Raw genomic sequence first — 22,992 nt, 5'->3', positions numbered from 1 at the left:
TCTTGTTATAATTTGTTAATGGGCTGAGTTACAGTTACTCCATCGCTATCAATAAATTTAATATACAATACGCCAGCTTTGAATGTTGATACATTGAAGGTAAAGTTGTTCTTTCCTGCATTCAGTTTTACATCTCTTACCGCTAATTTTCTACCAATACCATCAGTAATAATAAACTTACCCTCTCCTTTCGCTGCGTTATTGACGGTTACTGCTATATCATCTTTAGCAGGATTGGGGGCAATAGACAACCCGAATGTTGCTGCTGTATTATTAACCTTTCTGATCTCACTCAATTCGGAAGTAGCATCTTTATTAACCGTCCTTATTTTATAATAATTGATGCCCTCTTTTCTGTTATCATCATTAAAAGAGTAAGCATGTCCATTGCGTACATTAGCAGCCGTTAGGTTAGCTATTACAGTATAGTCGACCCCATTTTCGCTGCGTAATATTTCAAAGTGATCTGTTTTTTGTTCATTGACCGTTAGCCATTTTAGCGTATTGAAACGATTCATTTTCAACACTTCAAAACTACCCATAGTAACAGGCAATACACCTACTCCAAGGAAACGCATACTCCAGTTACAAGACTCATCGGCGCAGTCGGCCTGATCAACTATAATATAATAGTCTGTATTCAATGAAAGTCCGTTGAATGTTAAACTTGCGGTTGATGCAGTAACCGTCTGACAATTGGAAGGTGTGATTGCCGCAGCAGTATTACAATCTGTAAGCACACTTACTCTTATACCTGCCGGACAAAAATCAAATTCATCTCCTGCATTACCTCCATCTATATCTATGCTTAGAGCATTATCAACTGCAGCAGCAGAAGTATGTATCTTGTAAAATACAGATCGGCAAGCCGGAGATCCGCAATAGTTTGCCTCTCCAACACTTTTACCTGTACAATTATTGGTATAGCCCGATGCCGAACCGGCACTTTGGTTAGCACTTAACGGCAAGCCCACAGCACAGGAATTATTGACCGGTGCCGGATCCGGTGCAGTGTAACTTGTACAAAGTTTGCAATTACTGTTAGCAGAAAAATTTGCTGTGAATGTATGAAATCCGCCATCGGCAGTTAAGCCCGTTATGGTGCCTGTTTTAGATGTAGTAAATGGTGCATTGATCGTTGCTGTGTGTCCCTCACCGTCAGTAATAGTAAGTGTTCCCGTAGCCGGAGGGTTATTAAAAAGCACTTCATAGTCTACACTGTAAATATTATTATTACAATCTGCGTTAGGGATGATCGTAAGTTCGTTCACCAAACAAGGGCATTCAATTCCGGCAGTACTGCCGCTATTATTAGTAATGGTAATAGTAGATGGTGTATTCTCGAAATTGGTAACGAGTATCACATAATATTCTCCTGCTTTGGCATTATTAATAATTACATCTCCGCCATTATCTGTTGAATAATCGCAGACCTTAGGTGCTCCTAAACTCGATCCGCAGGCAAAACCATTGCCGCCGCTTGTGGCAATACCACAGGTTGGTATCGTTGGGATTATACCGGTGAAAGGCCCCCAGATAGCATAATCAACATCCTGTAAAGCATCGGGTGTACTTTCAATATGCCAGCGGATATTTCCGTTTGAAGTAATTTTTACCCAATGATATTCCGGATTAGGGGCGGTTGATAAGCACCCGTAATCTGTATTGACCCCACCTCCATCTTCAGGCTGATCTACCCCTGAAGAAAATGAAAATGGCGAACAAATTTGTGTAGCTGTAGCACAGGTAGCCGCAGGTGGCGGCCCCGGTGTTTTAAAAGTGTAAGTAGTGTTGCAACTATAATTACCAATACCTGCGGCATTGAGCGGAACCACATACCACTGATAGGTAGTAGAATAACTTAAACCTCCACCTAAACTGGCACTAGTGCCGATTACCGACCCAACATATTCAAAAGCCCCACCATTGGTTACGTCTTTTAAATAGATACCATAAGACAAAGCATCTCCAACGGTAGACCAGGTAAATGTTGCCGGAAAAGCCCCGATTGTTGAGTTATTTGCAGGAGCAATTGGAGTCGGGCAATCTGTTGGCGGTGGACCGGCTTCGTTCACACATAACTCGTAATCTCTGATGGCGTCCTGAGTATAGTCAGCCTCACGCCACATCCTTAAATAAACAACCGTACCTGGTATCAACGGGCCAATTCCTGTTGTAACAGGCACCTCCCCATCAGGAATACATTGATTACTGTGTATGATCTCGGTAAAAACCGATCCTGTACAGGTAGTTGAAGAAGCCGTATACATTACCCAGTCGAAATAGGTACTGTTAGAATTTTCGGTAAGATCAACACTTAGATAACCCGATGCCGGTACGACGATTTTATACCACCAATCATTTGTCGTTTCGTCGAAAAAATTACAGTCAACTGCCGGTAAAGTAACACCGGCCGAACCGGAAATTGAATTGGTATAAGTATGGTTTGGAACATCATTGATGGTGGCTGAAACAATGGTTGAACAAGCCGAACCAAGCGGATTTACAGTTAAAGTAGGTGCACCGCAGGGTTCGTCTGAGCCATTTTGGGCTTTTAAAGGCCCTGAGAACAGGCTAAAAGCTGTTAAGCTAAGTATAATGGGTAATTTTTTAAGCATAATGGTTTGTTTTGAAAGTAAGATCATAATCCTTTGGCTGTTAGCTCTTTATCTGAAAATTCAAATTCTCTTTTCAGCATTTCCTTGATGAGGCCGGAAGGAGCGGCTAATTTCACCATGCCGGTCTTACTGTTATAACTAAAGCTTGAAATATTGGGTTTTGACCTGTAAGTTGTATTGATCTCTTGTGGTGATTTTTTACGCCAGATCTGCGCTAATTCTTTGTTACAAAAACTTACAAAAGTGGTGGTAGAATTCCTGGATAAAATGACCAGCGAATGTTTAGTTTTTTTACGGTCGTTTCCGTGGTAATAAAGGCTGGGAATTTTCTGTGCCGAGGCAAGCTGAAATCCAAAAACCAAAAATAAAAGGAAGGTGCTTCTTTTCATATATAAATATTTTTTATGTATAAAGTAAGGTGCTTTTCAGCAAATCTTTCTTAAAATCAGTGCTTCTGTAAAGTAGATAGTTTGAAGCACCTCCCCAAAAATGAGGGTATATATTTATACCCAAATAAGGCAGAATGACCGGCCATTAAAAACGAAATAACCAATTTTTGTACAAAATACTAGAATGATTTTTGTATGACATTTTTTCCTATTTTTGTTGAGCAAGGGAAAACGACCAAAAAGCTGCAAGCGTTCAAAGCTAATTTATCAATCAGGTCAACCAAGCCATCCCGAAAGTTCTTTTGATTTTTGTGCCAAAGCAAGGCGATTATATTAGCTTAATGACAATAAGTTATTATAAACGAAATTTAATTTTAAATAAATTTTATAAACTATTAGTAATCAATATTATTTTGTAAAATTTATAATTAAAATCAGCATTGATCATCTATTACAAAAAAGTCAATCAAACTCCTCCTAAAAGATATAAATATTTTTTAGTTTTTATTTAATATAGCCGTCATAAATAATTAATAACAAATAGTTTATAAAAAACATATACACCTAATTAAATTAGCATTGAATTATTATGAAAATTTTAATCAAAAAATACAATTTGCTAAAATTATTGGGGTACATTTGTGAAGCAGATAAGGGCGACTATAAGAAAAACTATTATCTCCCACTGCTAACTACTCAAAATTCACTTTGATGAAACTTATTAAGCCTACTCTACTTGCCTTTTTAGTAATACTGACAAACTTGCTGATTTCATGTGGTACTCCGAAGGAACTTGAGTATAGGGATTTCGAGAATTTTACTGTGGAAAAGATGGGCCTCTCCTCTGCCGCAATCAAAATGGATCTGGTTTATTACAACCCAAATAATTTTGGATTACAACTGAAAAGAACAGATCTTGATATATATATAGATTCTACATATTTGGGGCATACCTCTCAGGAGTACCAAATTACCATCCCCAAAAAAAGGGAGTTTTCTTTACCGGTTAAGGTGGATGTAGACATGAAAAACCTATTCAAAAATGCGTTGAATACAGCCTTTAAAAAAGAGGTGATGGTTCGTGTAGTAGGCACCGTAAAAGTGGGTAAAATGAACGTCTTTAAAAGCTTCGAAGTTGACTACTCCGGGAAGCATTCTGTGGACCTTTTTTAAGGCTTATACTCCCCAGGTTGAGGGATGCTTACTCCACTCCAAAAGTGTACTTTGCTGCGTATCAGAAACGATCCCTTTTTCGATTGCCAACTCAATTAAAGTTGAGTAATTGGTAAGTGACCTATATTCGACTGAAGCATTGGCGAAAGCCTTATCGGCTACATCAAATCCATAAGTAAAGATAGAGACCATACCCACAACCTCCAATCCGGCCTTGCGGAGTACTTCTACAACTTCCAAACTACTTTTACCGGTTGATATAAGATCTTCTACCACTACTACCTTTTGGCTCTGTTCATAAAATCCTTCGATCTGATTACCTAACCCATGCTCTTTAGGTTTTGGACGTACATAGATATAGGGAAGCTTTAGTTGATCTGCTGCCATTGCCCCCCAGGCTATCCCTGCAGTAGCAACTCCGGCCAATATATCAGCATCGGGGAATTTCTGGAAAATGACATTGCACATTTCACTTTTAATAAAGTCCCGTATAAAGGGAAAAGACAATACCTTACGATTATCGCAATAAATAGGACTCTTCCAACCGCTGGCCCAGGTAAATGGTTGTTGCGGACTTAATTTTATTGCATTAATTTGTAGAAGTTTTTCAGCTACAGCTTTTTCGTTGGTCATGGGTGCAAAATTAAATAAAGCACCATGCTGCAAACCATAAGTGGAAAGTTTGTTTAAATATTCTAACTCGGCTCATCTATGTACATTAAAATATATTTTGGAGATAAACCGCTTTACCTCTGTAACGAACTCGACAGTAATTTAAAAGAGATACTGCATCATCCGGATGCGGTTTTGGTTGATGAAATTTCTACCAATGCAATCAATGCAATGCTGCATGAGATCAAGAAAGAAGAATTTCATGCCGGTGTGTTATTATATCCTGAATTGGACAAGTTAAAAAAATCTCTTTTCAAACATTTTACTTTAATTGAAGCTGCCGGTGGCATTGTCGAAAATGAAGACAACAAATTATTGTTTATATATCGTTTGAAGAAATGGGACCTTCCAAAAGGCAAGGTAGAAGAAGGCGAAAAGATAGAGGAATGTGCCGTAAGGGAGGTTGAAGAAGAAACCGGTGTTACCAATATCACACTTAAGAAAAAATTAGGCGAAACCTATCATACTTACAATGCCTATGGCAAACATTTTCTAAAAACCACACATTGGTATTATATGACCTGTCCAACTAAACAAAGCATAAAACCACAAGTAGAAGAAGATATTTCCGAAATAAAATGGGTAAGTGCAAATGCAATTGATGAACCAATGAAAAATACCTACCCCTCCATTAAAGATGTTTTGAATATATATTTTGGCAAATAATAAACTATAGTGCTTTTCTTAATACGGCAATCGTTAATCTGCTGATGCAAATAAGTTTTTCTGCATCGTCAGATATTTTCACATCCCAAACATGTGTATTGGTTCCTAGGTGTAAAGGTGTTGCAATCGCAGTGACATATCCTTGCCTTGCACTACGTATATGATTTGCATTGATCTCAAGACCAACGCAGCTAAATTTGTTAGAATCAACAACCAAATGTGCAGCTACGCTACCAACTGTTTCAGACAATGTACAACTTGCTCCGCCATGTAACAAACCATAAGGCTGTTTGGTTCTGTTATCTACCGGCATTTTCATTTTCAGAAAATCATCTCCCATTTCTATAAACTCCATGCCTAAATGTTCAGACATTGTGCCTTCTAACATTGGTGTAAGATCTTGCAAACGTAAATGCTTATTAAACCAAATAGACATAGTACTTATTTTTTGATGGACTGATTGACAACTTCAGGTAAGAATTGCGAAACGTCGCCGCCATTTTTATATACATCACGTACAAGTGTAGATGCTACTGAAGTGAACTGTGGTAAGCAGGTAAGAAATATGGTTTCAATATGGCCTTCGATGCTTCTGTTCATATCCGCTATCGCTTTTTCATATTCAAAATCGTTTACATAACGAATACCTCTCAAAATAAAATTGGCGCCTACACTTTTGCAACAATTTACTGTTAGACCGTCATACAATACCGCATCTACTTTCGGCTGATCTTTATAAATATCTTTCACCCATTGCAATCTTTGTTCTTCGCTGAACATTGGTGTTTTGTTTACATTACGTCCTATACCGATGATCAATTTATCAAATAAAGGCAAAGCTCTATTGATAATATCAATATGACCTAACGTAACAGGGTCAAAGGTTCCGGGGAATAAGCAAACTCTCGCCATAATGCTAATTTGAAAATTTGAAAATTTGAAAATTTGGAAATTTGGAAATTTGGAGATGTTTGACTTGAAGAGTTTTTTGAATCTCCAAATTTTCAAATCTTCAAATTGCCAAATCAATTAGTTTTTGTTTCCAGCCAGCAGATACAACACAGCCATTCTCACCGCCACACCATTTTCTACCTGTTGCAAGATAATGGATTGTTGGCTATCTGCTACATCGCTGTCAATTTCTACGCCTCTGTTGATGGGGCCGGGGTGCATAATCACTATTTCTTTACCTAATCCATCCAACAGTTTTCTGCTAACGCCATAGGCTAAATTATATTCTCTAAGAGAAGAAAACAATACCTGATTCTGACGTTCTAACTGAATACGCAGCACATTGGCTACATCACACCATTCAAGTGCCTTTTTTAAATTGTACTCAACCTTTACATTCAAGGCCTCACTGATGTATTTAGGTATCAGTGTAGGCGGACCTGCAACCATTACCTCTGCTCCCATTTTCTTCAGTAAATAAATATTGCTGAGTGCAACTCTTGAATGCATGATATCGCCAATTAAAACAATTTTTTTACCCTCCAGTGTTCCGAGCTTTTCCTGAATTGAAAATGCATCGAGTAAAGCTTGTGTGGGATGTTCGTTGATACCATCACCGGCATTTACAATGGCTGCAGGAATATGTTTCGCTAAGAAATGCGGAGCTCCACTTGCACTGTGCCGCATTACTACCATATCTACTTTCATAGACAAGATATTATTTACAGTATCCAGCAAAGTTTCTCCCTTAGCGGCAGAAGATCCTGAAACAGCAAAGTTAACAGTATCGGCACTCAATCTTTTTTCTGCTAACTCAAATGATATTCTTGTACGGGTACTGTTCTCGTAAAATAAATTTACAATAGTTACTTCACGAAGTGATGGAACTTTTTTTACAGGCCGTTGTAATACTTCTTTGAATTGTGTTGCCGTTGATAAAATAAGTGAAATGTCCTGAGGAGTAAGGTCTTTAATGCCTAGTAGATGTTTAGTAGATAGTTGCATTAAAGAGCGAAGTTATAGTAAAATAATTAGTTTATAAGCACTACATTTTTATTTCCATTATTATCTTTTTGTAACTTTATTTTATCAGTTTTTTCAGTTTTTACCTCAACTCCTGCAAAATCTGCTTGTATTGGAAACTGACGATGTTCTTTACGATCTATCAACACACAAAGTTCAATTTTTTCGGGTCTACCTAAATCGATCAATGCATCCAAAGCAGCTTTAATGGTTCTGCCTGTAAATAGCACATCATCGATCAGTATCACAATTTTATTTTCGATAGAAAATGGAATGTGCATCACATCCGGTGCCAGTATTTCATTACGAATATCGTCTCTGTAAAAAGTAATATCGAGTTGTCCGTAATTGATCGATGGAATTGATAGTTTATTTTGTACTGTTGAGATAATATCATCTGCCAGTAAAACACCTCCTTGTTGAATACCAACAAACACTACATTAGAAATATCTTTATGTTGTTTTACTATTGCATCTGCAAGGTTTTCTACCTGCGTTTTAAATGCCGAATGAGATAAAATTTCTTTCACGGAGTGGTAATAATTTCAATTTTGTCAAAGATAGTGTTTTGAGCTATAAAATAATTTACCCATGAAATTCGCAATTGTTTCAAATAAATATAAAATCGGTAATTTTTGAGCCGAAAAGCAACAGATTTGTCAAAAAACATCGCCATAATAACGAAATATGTAAAATATTTTGCAGATATTTACCCTTCTTGTTTTTTCCTTATTATTATACAATTAAAAGATCAGTAAAACAGATCCATGAAAAGCAATTTTACAAAACTATTACTTACGTTGGTTTTCTTTTTAAGCTGTGCAATTTCCGTTACAGCTCAGAAAGTTTTTTTTAAGGATGTATCAGAACTGCGTATCAAAAATCCTGCATTAAAAAGAGTCATTGTTCCGAAAAAATACAGAACAGTGAATCTGGATACAACTTCATTGAAAAGTTTTTTCAAACACTTATCAGCAGTAAATAGAAATACAGGAATTACAACTGATAATATTCTCTCCATTCCAATGCCCGATGGAACAACATCAAAGTTCACTGTTTGGGAAACAAGTGTAATGGCTCCTGAATTACAGGATCAATTTCCTGACATCAAAACATATTCTGGACAAGGCATAGATGATAAAACTGCAACCATCACATTAGATATGACGCCTTTGGGTTTTCATGCCATGATCTTGTCTCCTGTTACTTCATCGGTATTTATTGATAATTATGCTCAGAACGACAGAGCTAATTATATCTCTTATTACAAATCCGATTTTGTAAAAAACGAAGTATTTATTGAACGTGGTGTACGCATTGACACCAATAGAATAAAAAGACTTGCAAGAACTGAGGCTGTGCAGGCAAAGCAATGCATCGGTACGCAACTCAGAACCTACAGGCTTGCAGTAGCTTGTACCGGCGAATATGCCAGAGCAGCTACAGGATTGACCAATCCTACTGTTGCACAGGCTTTATCGGCAATTGTAACTACAGTAAACAGAGTTGATGGAGTTTATCAAAAGGAAATTGATGTACACCTTGTTTTGGTGGCAAATGAAGCAAATATTGTTTATACCAACCCGGCAACAGATCCGTTTACAGGCAACAACAACGAAACTATATTGATAGATGAAAGTCAGACTGTAATTGATGCCAACATTGGTAACCTCAATTATGATATGGGGCATACTTTCAGCACTGGTGGAGGTGGTTATTCCGGCTTAGGTATTGTATGCCGTACCGGCGAAAAGGCTACTTCTATTACAGGCCTGGATGTTCCGGTTGGTGATCCTTACGATATCGATTATGTATCGCATGAGATGGGACATGCTTTAGGTGCCGATCATCCGTTCAACTCAACTTTAGGGGCTTGTAGTGGAAACGGAAGTAATACAACGAATGCAGAACCGGGCAGCGGAAGCAGTATTATGGCCTATGCAGGTATTTGTGGCACAGATGATCTTCAACCACACAGTGACCCATATTTTCATCCGGTAAGTTTTGATCAGGTATCTACCTATACAATTAATGGGTTTGGCAATAGTTGTGCAGTGAAAACAAGTACTGGTAATACACCTCCGGTGGTTGCTGCGCTCACAAATTATACCATTCCAAAATCTACCCCGTTTATTTTAACCGGCAGCGCTACTGATGCAAATAATGATGCCTTAACATACAGCTGGGATCAGATCAATGTTGGTGGCCCTTTCGGTACATGGAATAACCCAAGCGGCAATGCCCCTATTTTCCGGTCATTCCCTCCTGTTAGTACAGGCACCAGATATTTTCCAAAATTATCTGATGTTATCAATAATACCACCACCAAAGGAGAATTACTGCCATCTTATGGCCGTACACTTCTTTTCAGACTAACGGCAAGGGATAACCGTGCCGATGGAGGTGGTGTATGTTTTGCAGAAATGTCTGCAACTGTTGATGGCAACTCAGGCCCATTTGTTGTTACTTATCCAACCGCAACAAGTATTGTATGGAACGCAGGCGAATCGAGAACTATTACATGGAGTACAGCCAATACTAATATTGCTCCGGTCAACTGTGCCAATGTAACCATACAATTATCAACCGACGGCGGATTAACTTATCCCATTACCCTGTTGGCTTCTACAGCTAATGACGGTACAGAAAACATTACGGTTCCGGAAAATGTTACAACAACGGCACGTATAAGAGTAATGAGTGTAGGCAATGTTTTCTATGATATCTCCAACAATAACTTTTCAATTACAAGTACTACCCCTACCTATAATTTTGGCATTGCCGATACTGTAAAAATATGTGATGACGCAAGTGCCACGGGAAAGATCCCTAGCACTTCAATCGGGAATTACTCAACACCAATAATATTATCTGTATCAGACAACCCTGTAGGAACAAGCTTGAGCTATACAACTAACCCCGTTACTCCGGGAGATACTGCATTTGTGACACTTAATAACACCAATACACTTGCACCTGGCAACTATAACATAACGGTTACGGGCACATCAGGTACAATAATAAGATCAAGAGTAATAACGATCACTAAAGGAAATCCTGCTCCGGCAGCACCAAATCTTATAACGCCTGCAGACCTGGCAATTGGTCAAAGTGCATCAACTACATTTAACTGGTCGGCAGTGCCTACAGCAACTTCATATACTTTGGAAATATCACTTTCAAATATATTTGCCACAACAGTACAATCCATTTCAAACATAAGTAGCAACAACTATACTTTAACAACGCCTTTAAATCAGAATACTATTTATTACTGGAGAGTGAAAGCTTTTAACAGTTGCGGCAGCAGTACATATTCCGATCAGTTTTTATTTAAAACAGGCATTAACGGATGTTACACATTTGTAAGCCAAAGTCCTGAAGTACCGAAAGCCATTCCTGCCATAGGCACAATTACTTCTGCACTTACAATACCGATCGATAGCAGTGCAACCATTACCGACTTAAATGTTGTTGGCCTTGTGGGTACACATAATTGGATCACCGATCTTACATTTACGTTAACCGGCCCTAATAATACAAGTGTTGTATTATTTGATCAAATATGTAATACGGGGGCAAGGTTCAGAAATTTTAGTTTGAATCTTGACGATCAGGCAAGCACAGCAACCTTTCCATGCCCGCCAATAGGCAACATTACAGTAGTGCCACAAAACTTGTTATCGGCATTTAACGGACAATCAAGTGCCGGAACCTGGACACTAACGGTTACTGATAATGTAGGAAGTAATACTGGCAGTTTAACGGGATGGGGCATTCAGGTTTGTTCGGCATCGACCACAGCTTTGGACCTGACCTATATTTTCAATGGCAATGGTAACTGGAGTGATGCTTCAAACTGGGTAAACAGTTCTAAACCGCCGGCAACACTGATTGCAGGAAGCACTATTGTCATTGATCCAATCATTGGCGGAGAATGCTTGTTAGATATACCCTATACAGTATCGCCAAACTCGACACTTACTGTAATGCCAGAGAAAGTATTCAGAGTGCCCGACAATTTCACCATACAACAGAACTAATTATAACAAAAGATCCGAAGCTAATAACTTCGGATCTTTTATTAATAAGCAGATTCATTATTTCTCTTGTAAGAAAGGATAACGATAATCTGTAACCGGTGTTAAAACTTCCTTCACTGTTCTTGCACTCAACCATCTGTATAAATTCAAAATGCTACCTGCCTTATCATTTGTACCGCTTGCTCTTGCACCTCCGAATGGCTGCTGACCAACAACGGCACCTGTAGGTTTATCGTTAATGTAAAAATTACCGGCACTGTTGCGTAATTTATTTGTTGCCAACTCTACTGCATATCTGTCTTGTGCAATGATAGCACCTGTTAAAGCATAAGGAGAAGTATTGTCAACGATCTTTAAAATATCATCAAATTTATTTTCGTCATAAACATAAATGGTCAATACCGGGCCAAATATCTCTTCGCACATTGTTACATAATACGGATCCGTTGTTTCTATTACTGTTGGTTCGATGAAGTAGCCTTCGGTTTTATCACACTTTCCTCCTGCAATCACTTTTGCACCGCTATCTCTTTTTCTTGCATTTTTGATATAGCGTTCTATCTTATCAAAACTTTTTTCATCAATCACCGCATTTACAAAATTGGTAAAATCTTCTACAGAACCCATTTTCATTTCTTTGAGTTCGGCAACCATTTTCTTTTTTATTTCTGTAGCAATATTAGAAGGAAGGTAGGCTCTAGATGCAGCGCTACATTTTTGCCCCTGATATTCAAAAGCACCTCTTAATAATGCAGCAACAACTACATCAGGATTAGCAGATTTATGTATTAACACAAAATCTTTACCGCCTGTTTCTCCAACAATACGAGGATACGATTTGTATTTACTCATATTTTCCCCTATCGTCTTCCACATATGATTAAACACACCTGTACTACCGGTAAAGTGTACACCGGCAAAGTCAGGATGATTGAAACACTCTTCTCCCAACACCGGGCCATCTACATAAATTAAATTGATAACACCGTTAGGTAACCCTGCTTCTTTTAAAATACGCATAAATAATTGTGCAGAGTAAACCTGTGTATGTGCCGGTTTCCATACCACCACATTACCACACATGGCAGCACTTGTAGGGAGGTTTCCTCCAATAGCAGTAAAATTGAACGGAGATACCGCCAATACAAATCCTTCCAGAGGCCTGTACTCTACTCTGTTCTGTATGCCGGCAACACTGATGGGTTGCTGCCGATAAATCTCACTTAAAAAATGAACATTAAAACGTAAGAAATCTATTAACTCACAAGCCGAATCAATTTCTGCCTGGTAAGCATTTTTACTTTGTCCGTGCATGGTAGCGGCAACCATTTGAAAACGGTATTTTGTTGCCAACAGATCGGCCGCTTTTAAAAATATATTGGCTCTGTTCTCCCAGCTAAGGTTGGCCCATTTATCTTTTGCTTTTAAAGCAGCATTGATCGCTTTCTTTACATGACCGGCATCGCCTTCGCTGTAAGTCCCCAACACGTGCTTGTGTTGATGTGGCGGATGCATGGTTGATTTATTCGCAGTGTGTACTTCATCGGCGCCAATGTACATCGGCACTTCTATCTTTTCACTTTTTAGTTGTTTTAAAGCTGCTTTTAATGCTGCTTTTTCTTTGCTGCCCGGAGCATATTGTAGTACGGGCTCATTTGCAGGTAGGGGGTAATAAAAATCGCCGAATTGCATAACACAGAAATTTAGACTTTAAAGTTAATAAATCAAATTGATGATTTGGTAATTTGATAATTTGACGATGTATTGAAGAATACTACTTTGTAAATTTGTGCTATTTCAAATTGAAGGAATTACCAAATCATCAAATCACCAAATTAATCCGTTTCTTTCTCACTCATCAAATACGCTTTTATAAACCCATCCAACTCCCCATCCATCACCGGACCTACATTACCAACTTCATAATCAGTACGGTGATCTTTGATCATTTTATAAGGATGGAAAACATAGGAACGTATCTGACTACCCCATTCTATCTTTTTCTTTTTGCTGTTATTGGCATCTTTTAATTCATTGCGTTTTTGCAATTCAATTTCATACAAACGACTCTTCAACATTTGCATGGCCAATTCTCTGTTACCTAACTGGCTTCTATCTTGCTGGCAAACCACTACAATACCCGTAGGTATATGCGTTAGTTGCACTTTTGTTTCTACTTTGTTTACATTTTGTCCGCCGGCACCACCACTTCGTGAGGTTTCCATTTTTACATCCGCAGGATTTATTTCAATGTTGATCGTATCATCTACTAGCGGATATACATTCACGGAAACAAAACTTGTATGTCTTCTTGCATTACTATCGAACGGAGATATACGTACCAAGCGATGTACTCCTGTTTCTGATCTTAAAAAGCCATACGCAAAAGGGCCTTCAAATTTATAGGTACAGGTTTTGATACCTGCTCCATCGCCCCATTGCCAATCCATTTCAGTAACTGTCCAACCCTGTTTTTCGCCGTACATTCTAAACATACGTGCTAGCATTTCTGCCCAGTCTTGACTTTCGGTACCACCAGCGCCACTGTTAATTTCCATAATAGCAGTGAGCTCATCTTCAGGCTCATTGAGCGTACTTTTAAATTCGGCTTCTTCAACTTTTTCTATTGCAAGGTTGTAGGCTTCCCTTACATCTTCTTCGGTTGTTTCACCGGCTTTCCAAAACTCAAAGAGTACGGCATAGTCTTCCACAGCTGTATCAACAGCATGGTACATATCTACCCAATACTCGTGCACTTTTATTTCTTTTAAAATGGAAGTGGCTCTGGCATTATCATCCCAAAAGCCAGGAGAAAGTGAAAGTTGTTTGTCGTTGTCTATTTTAGCTTGTCGATTATCGACGTCAAAGAAACCTCCTCAAAACCAAAACACGGTCTCTTATATCCTTTAATTGTTCTGTTGTCATGATGCAAAGATAGAGGAAATGGCTTAGAATGTTTAGAGGTTAAATCGTATTTATTAGTGGCCTTTTGTCGCAGAACACCTCTTTTTTGACGCATCCATAACCTATCTATTTTGTACTTAAGCTGTACATTTGAATTACAATAAAAAATAAAAACTATGGCACATATCAATCCACACATTAATTTCAACGGAAATGCAGAAGAAGCTTTCAACTTTTACAGATCAGTATTTGGTGGAGAGTTTGCCAAAATAATGCGTTTCAAAGATCTAGCAAGTGATGAATTTCCGGTAGCAGAAAATGAAGCGAATAAAATAATGCACATTGCTTTACCAATAGGCAATAGTATTTTAATGGCTAATGATGTACCTGAAATACTAGGTCGAACTAATGAAAATGAGAACAGAAGTAAAATTGTAATTAGTGCAGCAACCAAAGAAGAGGCTGATAAATTATTCAATGGACTTTCGGCAGGCGGGCAAATTGAAATGCCTATTTCAGACAGCCCTTGGGGTTCATATTTTGGTATGTTTAGAGATAGATATGGTATTGAATGGATGGTAGATTTTGATTCGAATTATAAGGCATAATCAATTAAACAAATAAACTATGGCAAATAAAGATCTTTCAGAATTATCAGACCAAGAATTATTAGACGAAGCAAAGAAATTGAAATCGTCCTCCATAACTAATGCATTCTTTATTGGCTTCTTAATAGGCATTATATTTTACAGTGTTGTGAAAAGCAGTTGGGGAATGCTTACGTTAATTCCTTTGTATATTATTTACAGAATGATCAACGACCCGAAAAATAAAAGAAGTAAAGAGTTGGATGAACTTTTAAAAGAACGGAATTTGAAATAACCAATATAATCGAAAATCGTTTGTCGGCAACCAATAATGGGCTAAACATTCTAAACCTAAACAAGACTAACCTACCTACCACTCCCCACTCTATCTATTTCATCGCCGGCACTGCCGCTAGTACGTTTGTTAACTTTATATGCTTTCCCGAATCTGTAAGTAAAAGACAGGTTAACAAGACGACTATCTCTACGAACAATAAAATACTCGGTAGCTTTTTCAAACTGTGTAAGTCCTTCCATTGCCTGCGTATAAAAAATATCACGAACACTCATTTTCACAGTGCCCTTGTTTTTTAGTATGGGTCGAGATACTCCAATAGACAATTGGCCTGTTGGATACAACAATTCCTGAAGATCGTTACGGGCACGGGTAGTGTAATAGCCGGAAATTTCTCCGCTATATTTTTTTGCGAATGTAAACTGATTACTAAGATTAATGTTCAGTTGATCAATGTCTGAACGAAAGTTTTCATTACCATCATATCCTTTCAATTCTTTATGATTGTATTGTGCCTGTAAATTGAACGACCACCATTGCAGCGGCGACATCATTAAAGTGGCAGATAGCCCCAGATTGTGTGTACGACCCACATTCCCTTGAGAATAAAATAATAAACCGGTGTTTATATCTGTAAGAAAAAGTTGAGAAAAATAATTCTTCACAATACTATAAGACACGGAAGAGATCAACCACTCTTTGTATTGGTGCGTAAGCTCAAGGTTCCAGCTATACTGTGGAACAATAAATGGATTGCCTGTTTCATAGGTATATTTATTAATGATAAAAGTGAAAGGATTTAGGCTTTGAAAAGCAGGCCTGTCTATTCGGCGGCCGGCAGTTAGTGTAAAACTGTTAGACGAATCGGCCTGATAAGTTATATAGCCGCTCGGAAATAAGCCGCTGTATTTTCGACTGAACGCAGAATCCTTCTGTACAACATTACCTAACTGATGTGCATCGTAATTGGTAAACTCATAACGCAAACCTACCTGCATACTGAAACGTTTATACTTTGTTTCGATACTGCTGTACAAAGCGTTGATATTTTCCTTGTACAAAAAATGATTGCTCTTACCATAATCTTCCTGCCAATCGGTACCATCAAAATTTTGATAAGATGCAACGTTATCTGTATTGATATGCGAAGATTTAAAACCGGATAACAACATGCTCTCTCCTCCAAAATGTAAAGTATGATCCACTTTTGCCGAAATGATCTTCAACACAGATGGAATATTTCCTCTCGACATCTCAGTATATCCTCCGGAACCTTGCAGACTATTTTTAAAATCCTGTTCGTTGGTAATTTTGTAATTCAATCCATCAACATCAATGGCAATATCCTGTGTTGTTGATATTTTATGCCGAAGATTTACATTAGTAGCCCAATTCTCAAAAGGATTATCGCTATTACTGTAAGTTGTAACGGTTGAATCATTTATTCCCATCTCGTTAAACCATGTAGCGGTAGCTTTGCTTGCTGCTTTGCGATGTGTTCTGCTTGCACTCAACACAGCACCGATGGTGGTTTTTGGTGTAACAAAATAATCCACTCCTGTTTTTACAGTATTCGTAAAATAATTGCTTGTGAAACGTGTAGGTTGATCAAGAACAGAGGTCAATTGTCCGTTATCGTAATACTTTCTCAATGCATAAATAGTAGTGAAGTATTTGTTGTAACTAATGTTGTAATTAAAGAACATGTTGAATTTGCCTGTACGATAATTCAACACCACATTGCCGTTTTCTTTTGGATAAAAACCTTGCCCTTGTGTTAATGTAACCGAACCGTTAAAACCTTTTGCTTTACTCTTTTTTGTTTTGATATTGATCACTCCTGCATTGCCGCTTGCATCATATTTGGCAGGCGGATTTGTCATCAATTCAATTTTTTCTACCTGCGATGCATTCATGCTACTAAGTAAATTATTCAATTCTGTACCGGATAAAAATGTAGGCTTATCATCAATCAATACCAATACACCTGCTTTGCCTTTAAGAGAAATATCGCCATTTCTGTCAATCATTACACCGGGAGATTTTTCAAGCACTTCCAAAACAGTAGCACCGACATTTGTAATAGATGCATCTATATTCAAAATAACCTTGCCTTCAGTATGCTGTATAAATGGTTTCTTTGAACTAACAGTTACACTCTGCATAGTTGTTGAACGAGGCTTAAGTATAATCGGCATTTTGGTTTGTGAAGAGGGAAATTCCTGTGTAATTGTTATTGCTGCATAATTGACATGTGTAACAGCAATAGCATATGTTCCTTTTAAAATATTTTCAAAAACCACAATACCGTTTGAATCTGTAATAGCTACTTTTATCAATTTATTATCATGCAACAGTTCAACTGTTGCGTCAACAACAGGCATTGAATGTTCGTTGGCAATAGAAAGAATAATATCAGGCACTTCTTCAGGCTTGTTTACTTGTGCTTGGCTAAAAAGCCCTGCCATGCATAGTACCAACAAAATATGTATTCGTTGAATTAGCTTCATTCGGCTAAAATATAGCAATAGTCATTTTGGAGTAAGAATTTATGTTGAACGGTAGCCGTTCATGTATGGAGCAGCAATCAGCCTTCATACATTTCCATCCTAAGTCTTGTCTCCTCAAGATCAAGTTCTCTTTCTATCTTACGAAGAATTTCTTCATTGGCTTCACCTTTTCTATGCATTTCTTCTATCTTATTTCTTTCGATGGTGATAAGATCTATCTGTAATTGCGTAAACTCATTAAAGACATTACTGGCAAGTACTGCTCCCTGCCCAAAATAATTGGCAGGAAGATCGGTTTTTTGAAGGCGGTTGTATTTTACCTCATACTTGCTTTTTATATTATGTAATAATTCGCCATGCATTAGTGAAAGATTTTCTTCTATGTGAGTAATAGTGTGTGCAACAACGTTAGTTCTTATCTCGTACTCTTCGGCTGAAGCTGAATAAGGCTCCACTTTCATTTTACGGATCACCCAGGGCAAGGTAAGCCCTAACAATACGAGGGTAGATAAGATCACACAGAAAGTAAGATATATCACCAAATGGCGATGAGGAAAGGCCGTTCCATCCGGCAACGTTAACGGCAAAGCCAGTGCAGCAGCCATTGAAACCACTCCACGCATGCCGGCCCATCCGAATATCACCATATTACGGGGATCAACAGGTGGCTCTTTTTCTCTGATCCTTTTACTTAAAAAACGAGGCAACATGGCTGCCGGAAATACCCATACAAACCTTACCAGTATCACAACAACACTCACAACGAGCCCCCATAAGATCAATGAACCAACCGAATAATTACTGATACCATTTATTACACTACGTAACTGAAGGCCGATCAGAATAAAGATCAAGCCGTTTAAAATATATACAACTACATCCCATACCGCAGTTGCCATAATACGACTTTGATGGGTTAATATTTCTGCCGACCTGAAGGATAAATACAAACCGGTTGTAACTACTGCCAGCACTCCGGAAAAATGAAAATGTTCTGCTAATAAATAAGACGCAAAAGGTGTTAGAAAAGTGAGGGTGGTTTCTATCACCGGGTCACAAACAAAATTTTTATGCACCAGATACATAATATATCCAATAGCCAAACCAATAGCAATACCTGCCGAAGCAACCAGCAAAAAATTAAGACTCGCCTGCCATAAAATAAAATTACCGGCAGTAATAGCCGTAAGTGCATATTTATATGCAACAAGACCACTTGCATCGTTCACCAAACTTTCTCCTTCGAGTATAGAGATGAGTCGTGGCTGCAATCCCAATCCTTTCGTAACCGATGTTGCAGCTACAGCATCGGGTGGCGAAACAATGGCGCCGATCAAAAATGCCAAGGGCCAGCTAACATCCGGAATGAGAACATGTGCTACAACTGCAACAATAGCCGTTGTAAATATTACCAACCCTATAGCAGCCAGACTGATGGATCGTTTGGCTGCTTTAAAATCGTGCCAACTGGTATACCATGCAGCACTATAAAGCAATGGTGGCAGAAATACGATGAAGACTACATCGGGCCTTAATGTTATTAAAGGAAAGCCGGGAATTACGCTGATCACAACTCCGCAAAGAACCAATGCAATAGGGAAAGGAAATTTATACTTATTGGTAATGATACCTAGAAAGGCAATTCCAAACAACAACATAATGATGACTGCAACATTTTCCATGCCCTAAAAATAAAACATCATCACTAATAAAAACAACAGGGTGGTATTAATGCTTTTAAAGAATATTATAATGCCGGAAATAGCAGTTGATGTATTTTATCGGGATGAGCAAAAACAGTTTGTGCATCAATATCTGTTATAACCCAACTCGATTCCTGTATCTCTTCTTCCAACTGCCCCGGATCCCAACCACAATAACCAACAAAAAGCCTGATATCACTTTCATCGATGGTATCGTTGCTGATATACTTAACTGCTTGTTCAAAATTCCCACCTAAATAAATTGAATCAACAATGAACATTCCACCATCAATGAGGTCGGGACATTGATGAATAAAATAAAGGCTTTCTTTTTCTACCGGTCCACCTTCAAATAGAGGAAACGCTTTTGAGTGCTTGAACTCTATCAATTCATTTAATTTTCGAGAGAACAATTTATTTATGACAAAACCGGAGGCCCCTTTATCATTATACTCCGTAATAAGAATAACCACTTGCTCAAAATTAGGATCATCTACTGTTGGCGTGCTGATCAATATTGTACCAGGAGAGATATTCATTTGTTACTGTTTATTTATTTACCTGTAAACACATCCAGCATTTTCATTACCACTATTCCATCATCGCCACTGCAAGGATTATTTGCTTCATCTAAAAAATAATTTACAACCATTTCTATCATCGGTTGTTGCACATGTTGCAACAGATCGAATTCCAATACAGTCTCCTTACCTGCTTTTGTAATGGTGATCGTATTCCCTTCAAAAATACTAAAGCTTAATTTCCCTTCCGAACCGATCATTTCACAATGATCTTTTTCTAAACCTTCCGCAACGGAAAAACACCAGGTACCATTAAACACTACTCCAGAATCGAACAATATATTACCAGTAACTATATCATCGGCCGCATACAATCCGGCCTGGTTTGCACCAAAACCATTGATCTGTTTTGTTTCTCCGAAAAAATAATACATTAGGTCGAGTTGATGAGGTGCAAGATCATGAAACAAACCGCCACCGGATATTTTCGGATCTACACGCCAGATATTTGTTTTATCAATGGTTAATGGTTTGCGTAGAAATTCCATCGTAGCAAAACGTATTTCGCCGATCGCTTTTTCATCGATTAGTTGTTTTATCTTTTGAAAGATTGCATGACCTCTTCTGTAATGAGCCACCACCAACTTTACATTCTTCTCTTTAGAAAACGTTGACATGATAACTGCTTCTTCAGCATTCAAGCACATTGGCTTTTCAACATAAACAGGTTTCCCTGCTTTCATTGCAGCAATGGCATATTCAAAATGTGAAGAAGGAGGTGTAGCAATATAAACAGCGTTCACTTCAGGGTCATTGATCAATTCATTTGCATTGCTGTACCATTTCGGCACATTATGCCGAATAGCATAATCTTCAGCTTTTGCAGCATCTCTTCGCATCACTGCAACCAAAGATGAATTTGGAACTTTATTAAATGCCGGTCCGCTTTTAATTTCTGTTACATCTCCGCAACCAATGATGCCCCATTTTATTTTATTCATACTATAAAAATTGAAAATATTTCACAGAGATATACAAAGAAACAAAAAGATGTACAGAGAAAGTATTCGAATGTAGAACAGTCTTTCAAAAGATTGAAATTTCTCTGTGAATATCTGTTACTACGTGCATCTCTGTGAAACGGAAGCATAAAAAAACTCCTGTTGAATGATCAACAGGAGTTGTAATGATTTTATTGTTAATGTTTAACTTAATTGATAAAGCAACATTGTAGTGCAAACACTAAAAGTTAGTGCACTGGCTACCATGATTAATTTTACTGATAATGCTTTCATAGATTGGGGTTTTAGGGTTAAAGATTAATTAAAATTGAACCTAAACACCTAAACGACAACAAGGCCCTTTTTATTGTATGAAACGGCATTAATTTTTCAGCAAAAACGCTTTAAGTAGCTCTCCATCAGCATTTATCACCGTGCTCTTCTTCTCAAGATTGATCTGCTCCTGTATGGCTTCAGGGATAGGAACAGCTTCCCCAATTACCGGCTCTACAACATCGTAAAATTTCACCGGATGTGCTGTTTCCAATATCATTCCCTTATCTGTTGGATGATCTTTTTGATATCTTTCCAAAGCCAGATACCCAACTGCTCCATGTGGATCTAACAAATAATGATCGGTACGTTTAACCTTAAGCATCGTATCTTTTGTTTCATCATCGGTGATGCTGCAGGCGCTCAATACTTCTTTTAGATTATCGATCTTATTATCAAATATTTCTAAGATGCGAACAAAGTTGCTTGGGTTGCCAACATCCATTGCATTGGAAATAGTAGCAACTGCTTTTTTAGGCGTGTACTGTCCTGTTTTAAAGAATTCAGGAACAATATCATTGGCATTGCATGCAGCAATAAAATGTTTTACAGGCAAGCCTGAGATATGCGCTAAGATTCCTGCACAGATATTTCCGAAGTTGCCGCTCGGCACTGAAATCACCGGAGGATTGCCCCCATCCCCTAAAGGGGTGCTAACCCATTGTTTATAAGCAAAGAAATAATAGAACTGTTGCGGCAACCATCTTGCAACATTGATTGAATTTGCAGAGGTCAAAAACAATTTTTCATTCAATTCTTTATCAGTGAATGCATGCTTCACCATTTGCTGACAATCATCAAATGTTCCATTCACTTCTAAGGCATGAATATTTTTACCTAGCGTAGTTAATTGTTTTTCCTGTACAGAACTTACTTTTCCTGAAGGATACAAGATCACCACATCTACCCCATCCACATCGTAAAAACCATTAGCCACTGCTCCACCTGTATCACCCGATGTTGCCACCAATACGGTAACCTTTTTATTTTGTTCTTTTACAAAATAACCAAGGCAACGACTCATGAATCTTGCACCTGTATCTTTAAATGCTAACGTCGGGCCATGATACAATTCCAATGAAGAAATATGCTCATTGATCTTCACTAACGGACTATCAAAATTCACCGTCTCTGCAACGATCTTTCTCAACACATCTTCAGGGATCGTATCACCCACATAAGGTTTGATCACCTGATAAGCAATTTCTTCATTACTGTATTGTGTAATATTCTCAATCAACTCCTTCGGCACAGTCGGAATCGATTCAGGAAAGTACAATCCTTTATCCGGTGCTTGTCCTTGAATAGTAGCTTCTTTAAAACTTACGTTCGGTGATTGATGGTTGGTACTGTAATACTGCATGAATTTATTTAATTCGTTAAATTATTTATTTCGAGCCTCAAGCTACAAGCTTCAAGGGACAAGAATTATATTTCAAGTTCTTCTGCTTCTCCCTTGAAGCTTGCAACTTGTAGCCTTAAAGTCTACTAACTCGATTCGATCTTCTCCATAATGTAGAATTACCAAAGCCGAGTTTACAGTAGTACAAAAGCTTAATCGGAGTACCAACCGACAAAGGGGATGTAATCCTTTGTCGGGGCC

19 protein-coding genes are annotated in these 22,992 nt (G+C 38.0%); 5 read left to right on the top strand and 14 right to left on the bottom strand.

The window, feature by feature from the left end:
* Positions 1-5: 5 nt before the first annotated feature.
* Both ACQ33O_RS08795 and ACQ33O_RS08790 read right to left on the bottom strand, forming a co-directional pair.
* The gene (locus ACQ33O_RS08795; RefSeq protein ID WP_430995198.1) at positions 6-2,618 is read right to left on the bottom strand and encodes a T9SS type A sorting domain-containing protein; all 2,613 of its coding nucleotides are present in this window, start codon (positions 2,616-2,618) and stop codon (positions 6-8) included.
* Positions 2,619-2,641: 23 nt separating this feature from the next.
* On the bottom strand, positions 2,642-3,007 hold the full coding sequence (locus ACQ33O_RS08790) for a hypothetical protein (protein ID WP_430995197.1): 366 nt from the start codon (positions 3,005-3,007) through the stop codon (positions 2,642-2,644).
* Between the two features lie 711 nt (positions 3,008-3,718).
* Here ACQ33O_RS08790 and ACQ33O_RS08785 point away from each other — a divergent pair.
* The gene (locus ACQ33O_RS08785; protein ID WP_430995196.1) at positions 3,719-4,180 is read left to right on the top strand and encodes an LEA type 2 family protein; all 462 of its coding nucleotides are present in this window, start codon (positions 3,719-3,721) and stop codon (positions 4,178-4,180) included.
* A gap of 3 nt (positions 4,181-4,183) precedes the next feature.
* Here the strand turns inward: ACQ33O_RS08785 and pyrE are convergent, their stop codons facing one another.
* The gene (gene pyrE, locus ACQ33O_RS08780; RefSeq protein ID WP_430995195.1) at positions 4,184-4,813 is read right to left on the bottom strand and encodes an orotate phosphoribosyltransferase; all 630 of its coding nucleotides are present in this window, start codon (positions 4,811-4,813) and stop codon (positions 4,184-4,186) included.
* Between the two features lie 78 nt (positions 4,814-4,891).
* Here pyrE and ACQ33O_RS08775 point away from each other — a divergent pair, with 78 nt between their 5' ends.
* On the top strand, positions 4,892-5,518 hold the full coding sequence (locus ACQ33O_RS08775; RefSeq protein ID WP_430995194.1) for an NUDIX hydrolase: 627 nt from the start codon (positions 4,892-4,894) through the stop codon (positions 5,516-5,518).
* A gap of 4 nt (positions 5,519-5,522) precedes the next feature.
* Here the strand turns inward: ACQ33O_RS08775 and ACQ33O_RS08770 are convergent, their stop codons facing one another.
* From ACQ33O_RS08770 to pyrR, 4 genes are all read right to left on the bottom strand, one after another.
* Complete coding sequence (locus ACQ33O_RS08770; RefSeq protein ID WP_430995193.1) at positions 5,523-5,954, bottom strand: hotdog fold thioesterase; 432 nt, start codon at positions 5,952-5,954, stop codon at positions 5,523-5,525.
* A 5-nt stretch (positions 5,955-5,959) separates the two neighbouring features.
* Positions 5,960-6,430 carry a pantetheine-phosphate adenylyltransferase gene (gene coaD, locus ACQ33O_RS08765; RefSeq protein ID WP_430995192.1) on the bottom strand — a complete coding sequence of 157 codons (471 nt, stop codon included), beginning with the start codon at positions 6,428-6,430 and terminating at the stop codon, positions 5,960-5,962.
* A 117-nt stretch (positions 6,431-6,547) separates the two neighbouring features.
* The gene (locus ACQ33O_RS08760; protein ID WP_430995191.1) at positions 6,548-7,474 is read right to left on the bottom strand and encodes an aspartate carbamoyltransferase catalytic subunit; all 927 of its coding nucleotides are present in this window, start codon (positions 7,472-7,474) and stop codon (positions 6,548-6,550) included.
* A 26-nt stretch (positions 7,475-7,500) separates the two neighbouring features.
* The gene (gene pyrR / locus ACQ33O_RS08755) at positions 7,501-8,022 is read right to left on the bottom strand and encodes a bifunctional pyr operon transcriptional regulator/uracil phosphoribosyltransferase PyrR (RefSeq protein ID WP_430995190.1); all 522 of its coding nucleotides are present in this window, start codon (positions 8,020-8,022) and stop codon (positions 7,501-7,503) included.
* Between the two features lie 237 nt (positions 8,023-8,259).
* Here pyrR and ACQ33O_RS08750 point away from each other — a divergent pair, with 237 nt between their 5' ends.
* Positions 8,260-11,535 (top strand): reprolysin-like metallopeptidase, encoded by a 3,276-nt coding sequence (locus tag ACQ33O_RS08750; RefSeq protein ID WP_430995189.1) that lies wholly within the window; start codon positions 8,260-8,262, stop codon positions 11,533-11,535.
* A gap of 57 nt (positions 11,536-11,592) precedes the next feature.
* Here ACQ33O_RS08750 and pruA read toward each other — a convergent pair whose 3' ends face one another.
* On the bottom strand, positions 11,593-13,227 hold the full coding sequence (pruA, locus tag ACQ33O_RS08745) for an L-glutamate gamma-semialdehyde dehydrogenase (protein ID WP_430995188.1): 1,635 nt from the start codon (positions 13,225-13,227) through the stop codon (positions 11,593-11,595).
* Between the two features lie 143 nt (positions 13,228-13,370).
* A protein-coding gene (prfB, locus tag ACQ33O_RS08740; protein WP_430995187.1) for a peptide chain release factor 2 occupies positions 13,371-14,460 on the bottom strand; the annotation gives its coding sequence in 2 pieces (ribosomal slippage) (positions 13,371-14,399 and positions 14,401-14,460; 1,089 coding nt in all).
* A gap of 155 nt (positions 14,461-14,615) precedes the next feature.
* On the opposite strand from prfB, the gene ACQ33O_RS08735 reads away from it, so the two are divergent.
* Both ACQ33O_RS08735 and ACQ33O_RS08730 read left to right on the top strand, forming a co-directional pair.
* Positions 14,616-15,047, top strand: coding sequence for a VOC family protein (locus ACQ33O_RS08735; RefSeq protein WP_430995186.1), 432 nt, complete (start codon positions 14,616-14,618; stop codon positions 15,045-15,047).
* Positions 15,048-15,066: 19 nt separating this feature from the next.
* Positions 15,067-15,321 (top strand): hypothetical protein, encoded by a 255-nt coding sequence (locus ACQ33O_RS08730; RefSeq protein WP_430995185.1) that lies wholly within the window; start codon positions 15,067-15,069, stop codon positions 15,319-15,321.
* A gap of 71 nt (positions 15,322-15,392) precedes the next feature.
* Here the strand turns inward: ACQ33O_RS08730 and ACQ33O_RS08725 are convergent, their stop codons facing one another.
* The 5 genes from ACQ33O_RS08725 to thrC all read right to left on the bottom strand — a co-directional run bounded on the left by ACQ33O_RS08725 (position 15,393) and on the right by thrC (position 22,752).
* Entirely contained in the window at positions 15,393-17,831 is a 2,439-nt protein-coding gene (locus ACQ33O_RS08725; RefSeq protein WP_430995184.1) for an outer membrane beta-barrel protein, read from the bottom strand.
* 77 nt (positions 17,832-17,908) lie between these two features.
* Entirely contained in the window at positions 17,909-19,513 is a 1,605-nt protein-coding gene (locus ACQ33O_RS08720; protein ID WP_430995183.1) for a Na+/H+ antiporter, read from the bottom strand.
* Positions 19,514-19,578: 65 nt separating this feature from the next.
* Complete coding sequence (locus ACQ33O_RS08715; protein ID WP_430995182.1) at positions 19,579-20,073, bottom strand: YqgE/AlgH family protein; 495 nt, start codon at positions 20,071-20,073, stop codon at positions 19,579-19,581.
* A gap of 14 nt (positions 20,074-20,087) precedes the next feature.
* Complete coding sequence (locus ACQ33O_RS08710; protein WP_430995181.1) at positions 20,088-21,056, bottom strand: Gfo/Idh/MocA family protein; 969 nt, start codon at positions 21,054-21,056, stop codon at positions 20,088-20,090.
* A gap of 382 nt (positions 21,057-21,438) precedes the next feature.
* Positions 21,439-22,752, bottom strand: a complete 1,314-nt coding sequence (gene thrC, locus ACQ33O_RS08705) for a threonine synthase (RefSeq protein ID WP_430995180.1) — start codon at positions 22,750-22,752, stop codon at positions 21,439-21,441.
* Positions 22,753-22,992 lie beyond the last annotated feature (240 nt).

The organism is Ferruginibacter sp. SUN002, assembly GCF_050611725.1.
Classification (GTDB): Bacteria; Bacteroidota; Bacteroidia; order Chitinophagales; family Chitinophagaceae; genus Ferruginibacter.
Note: the sequence above shows the minus strand (reverse complement) of the source record. Positions and strands in the feature narration are given on the sequence as shown.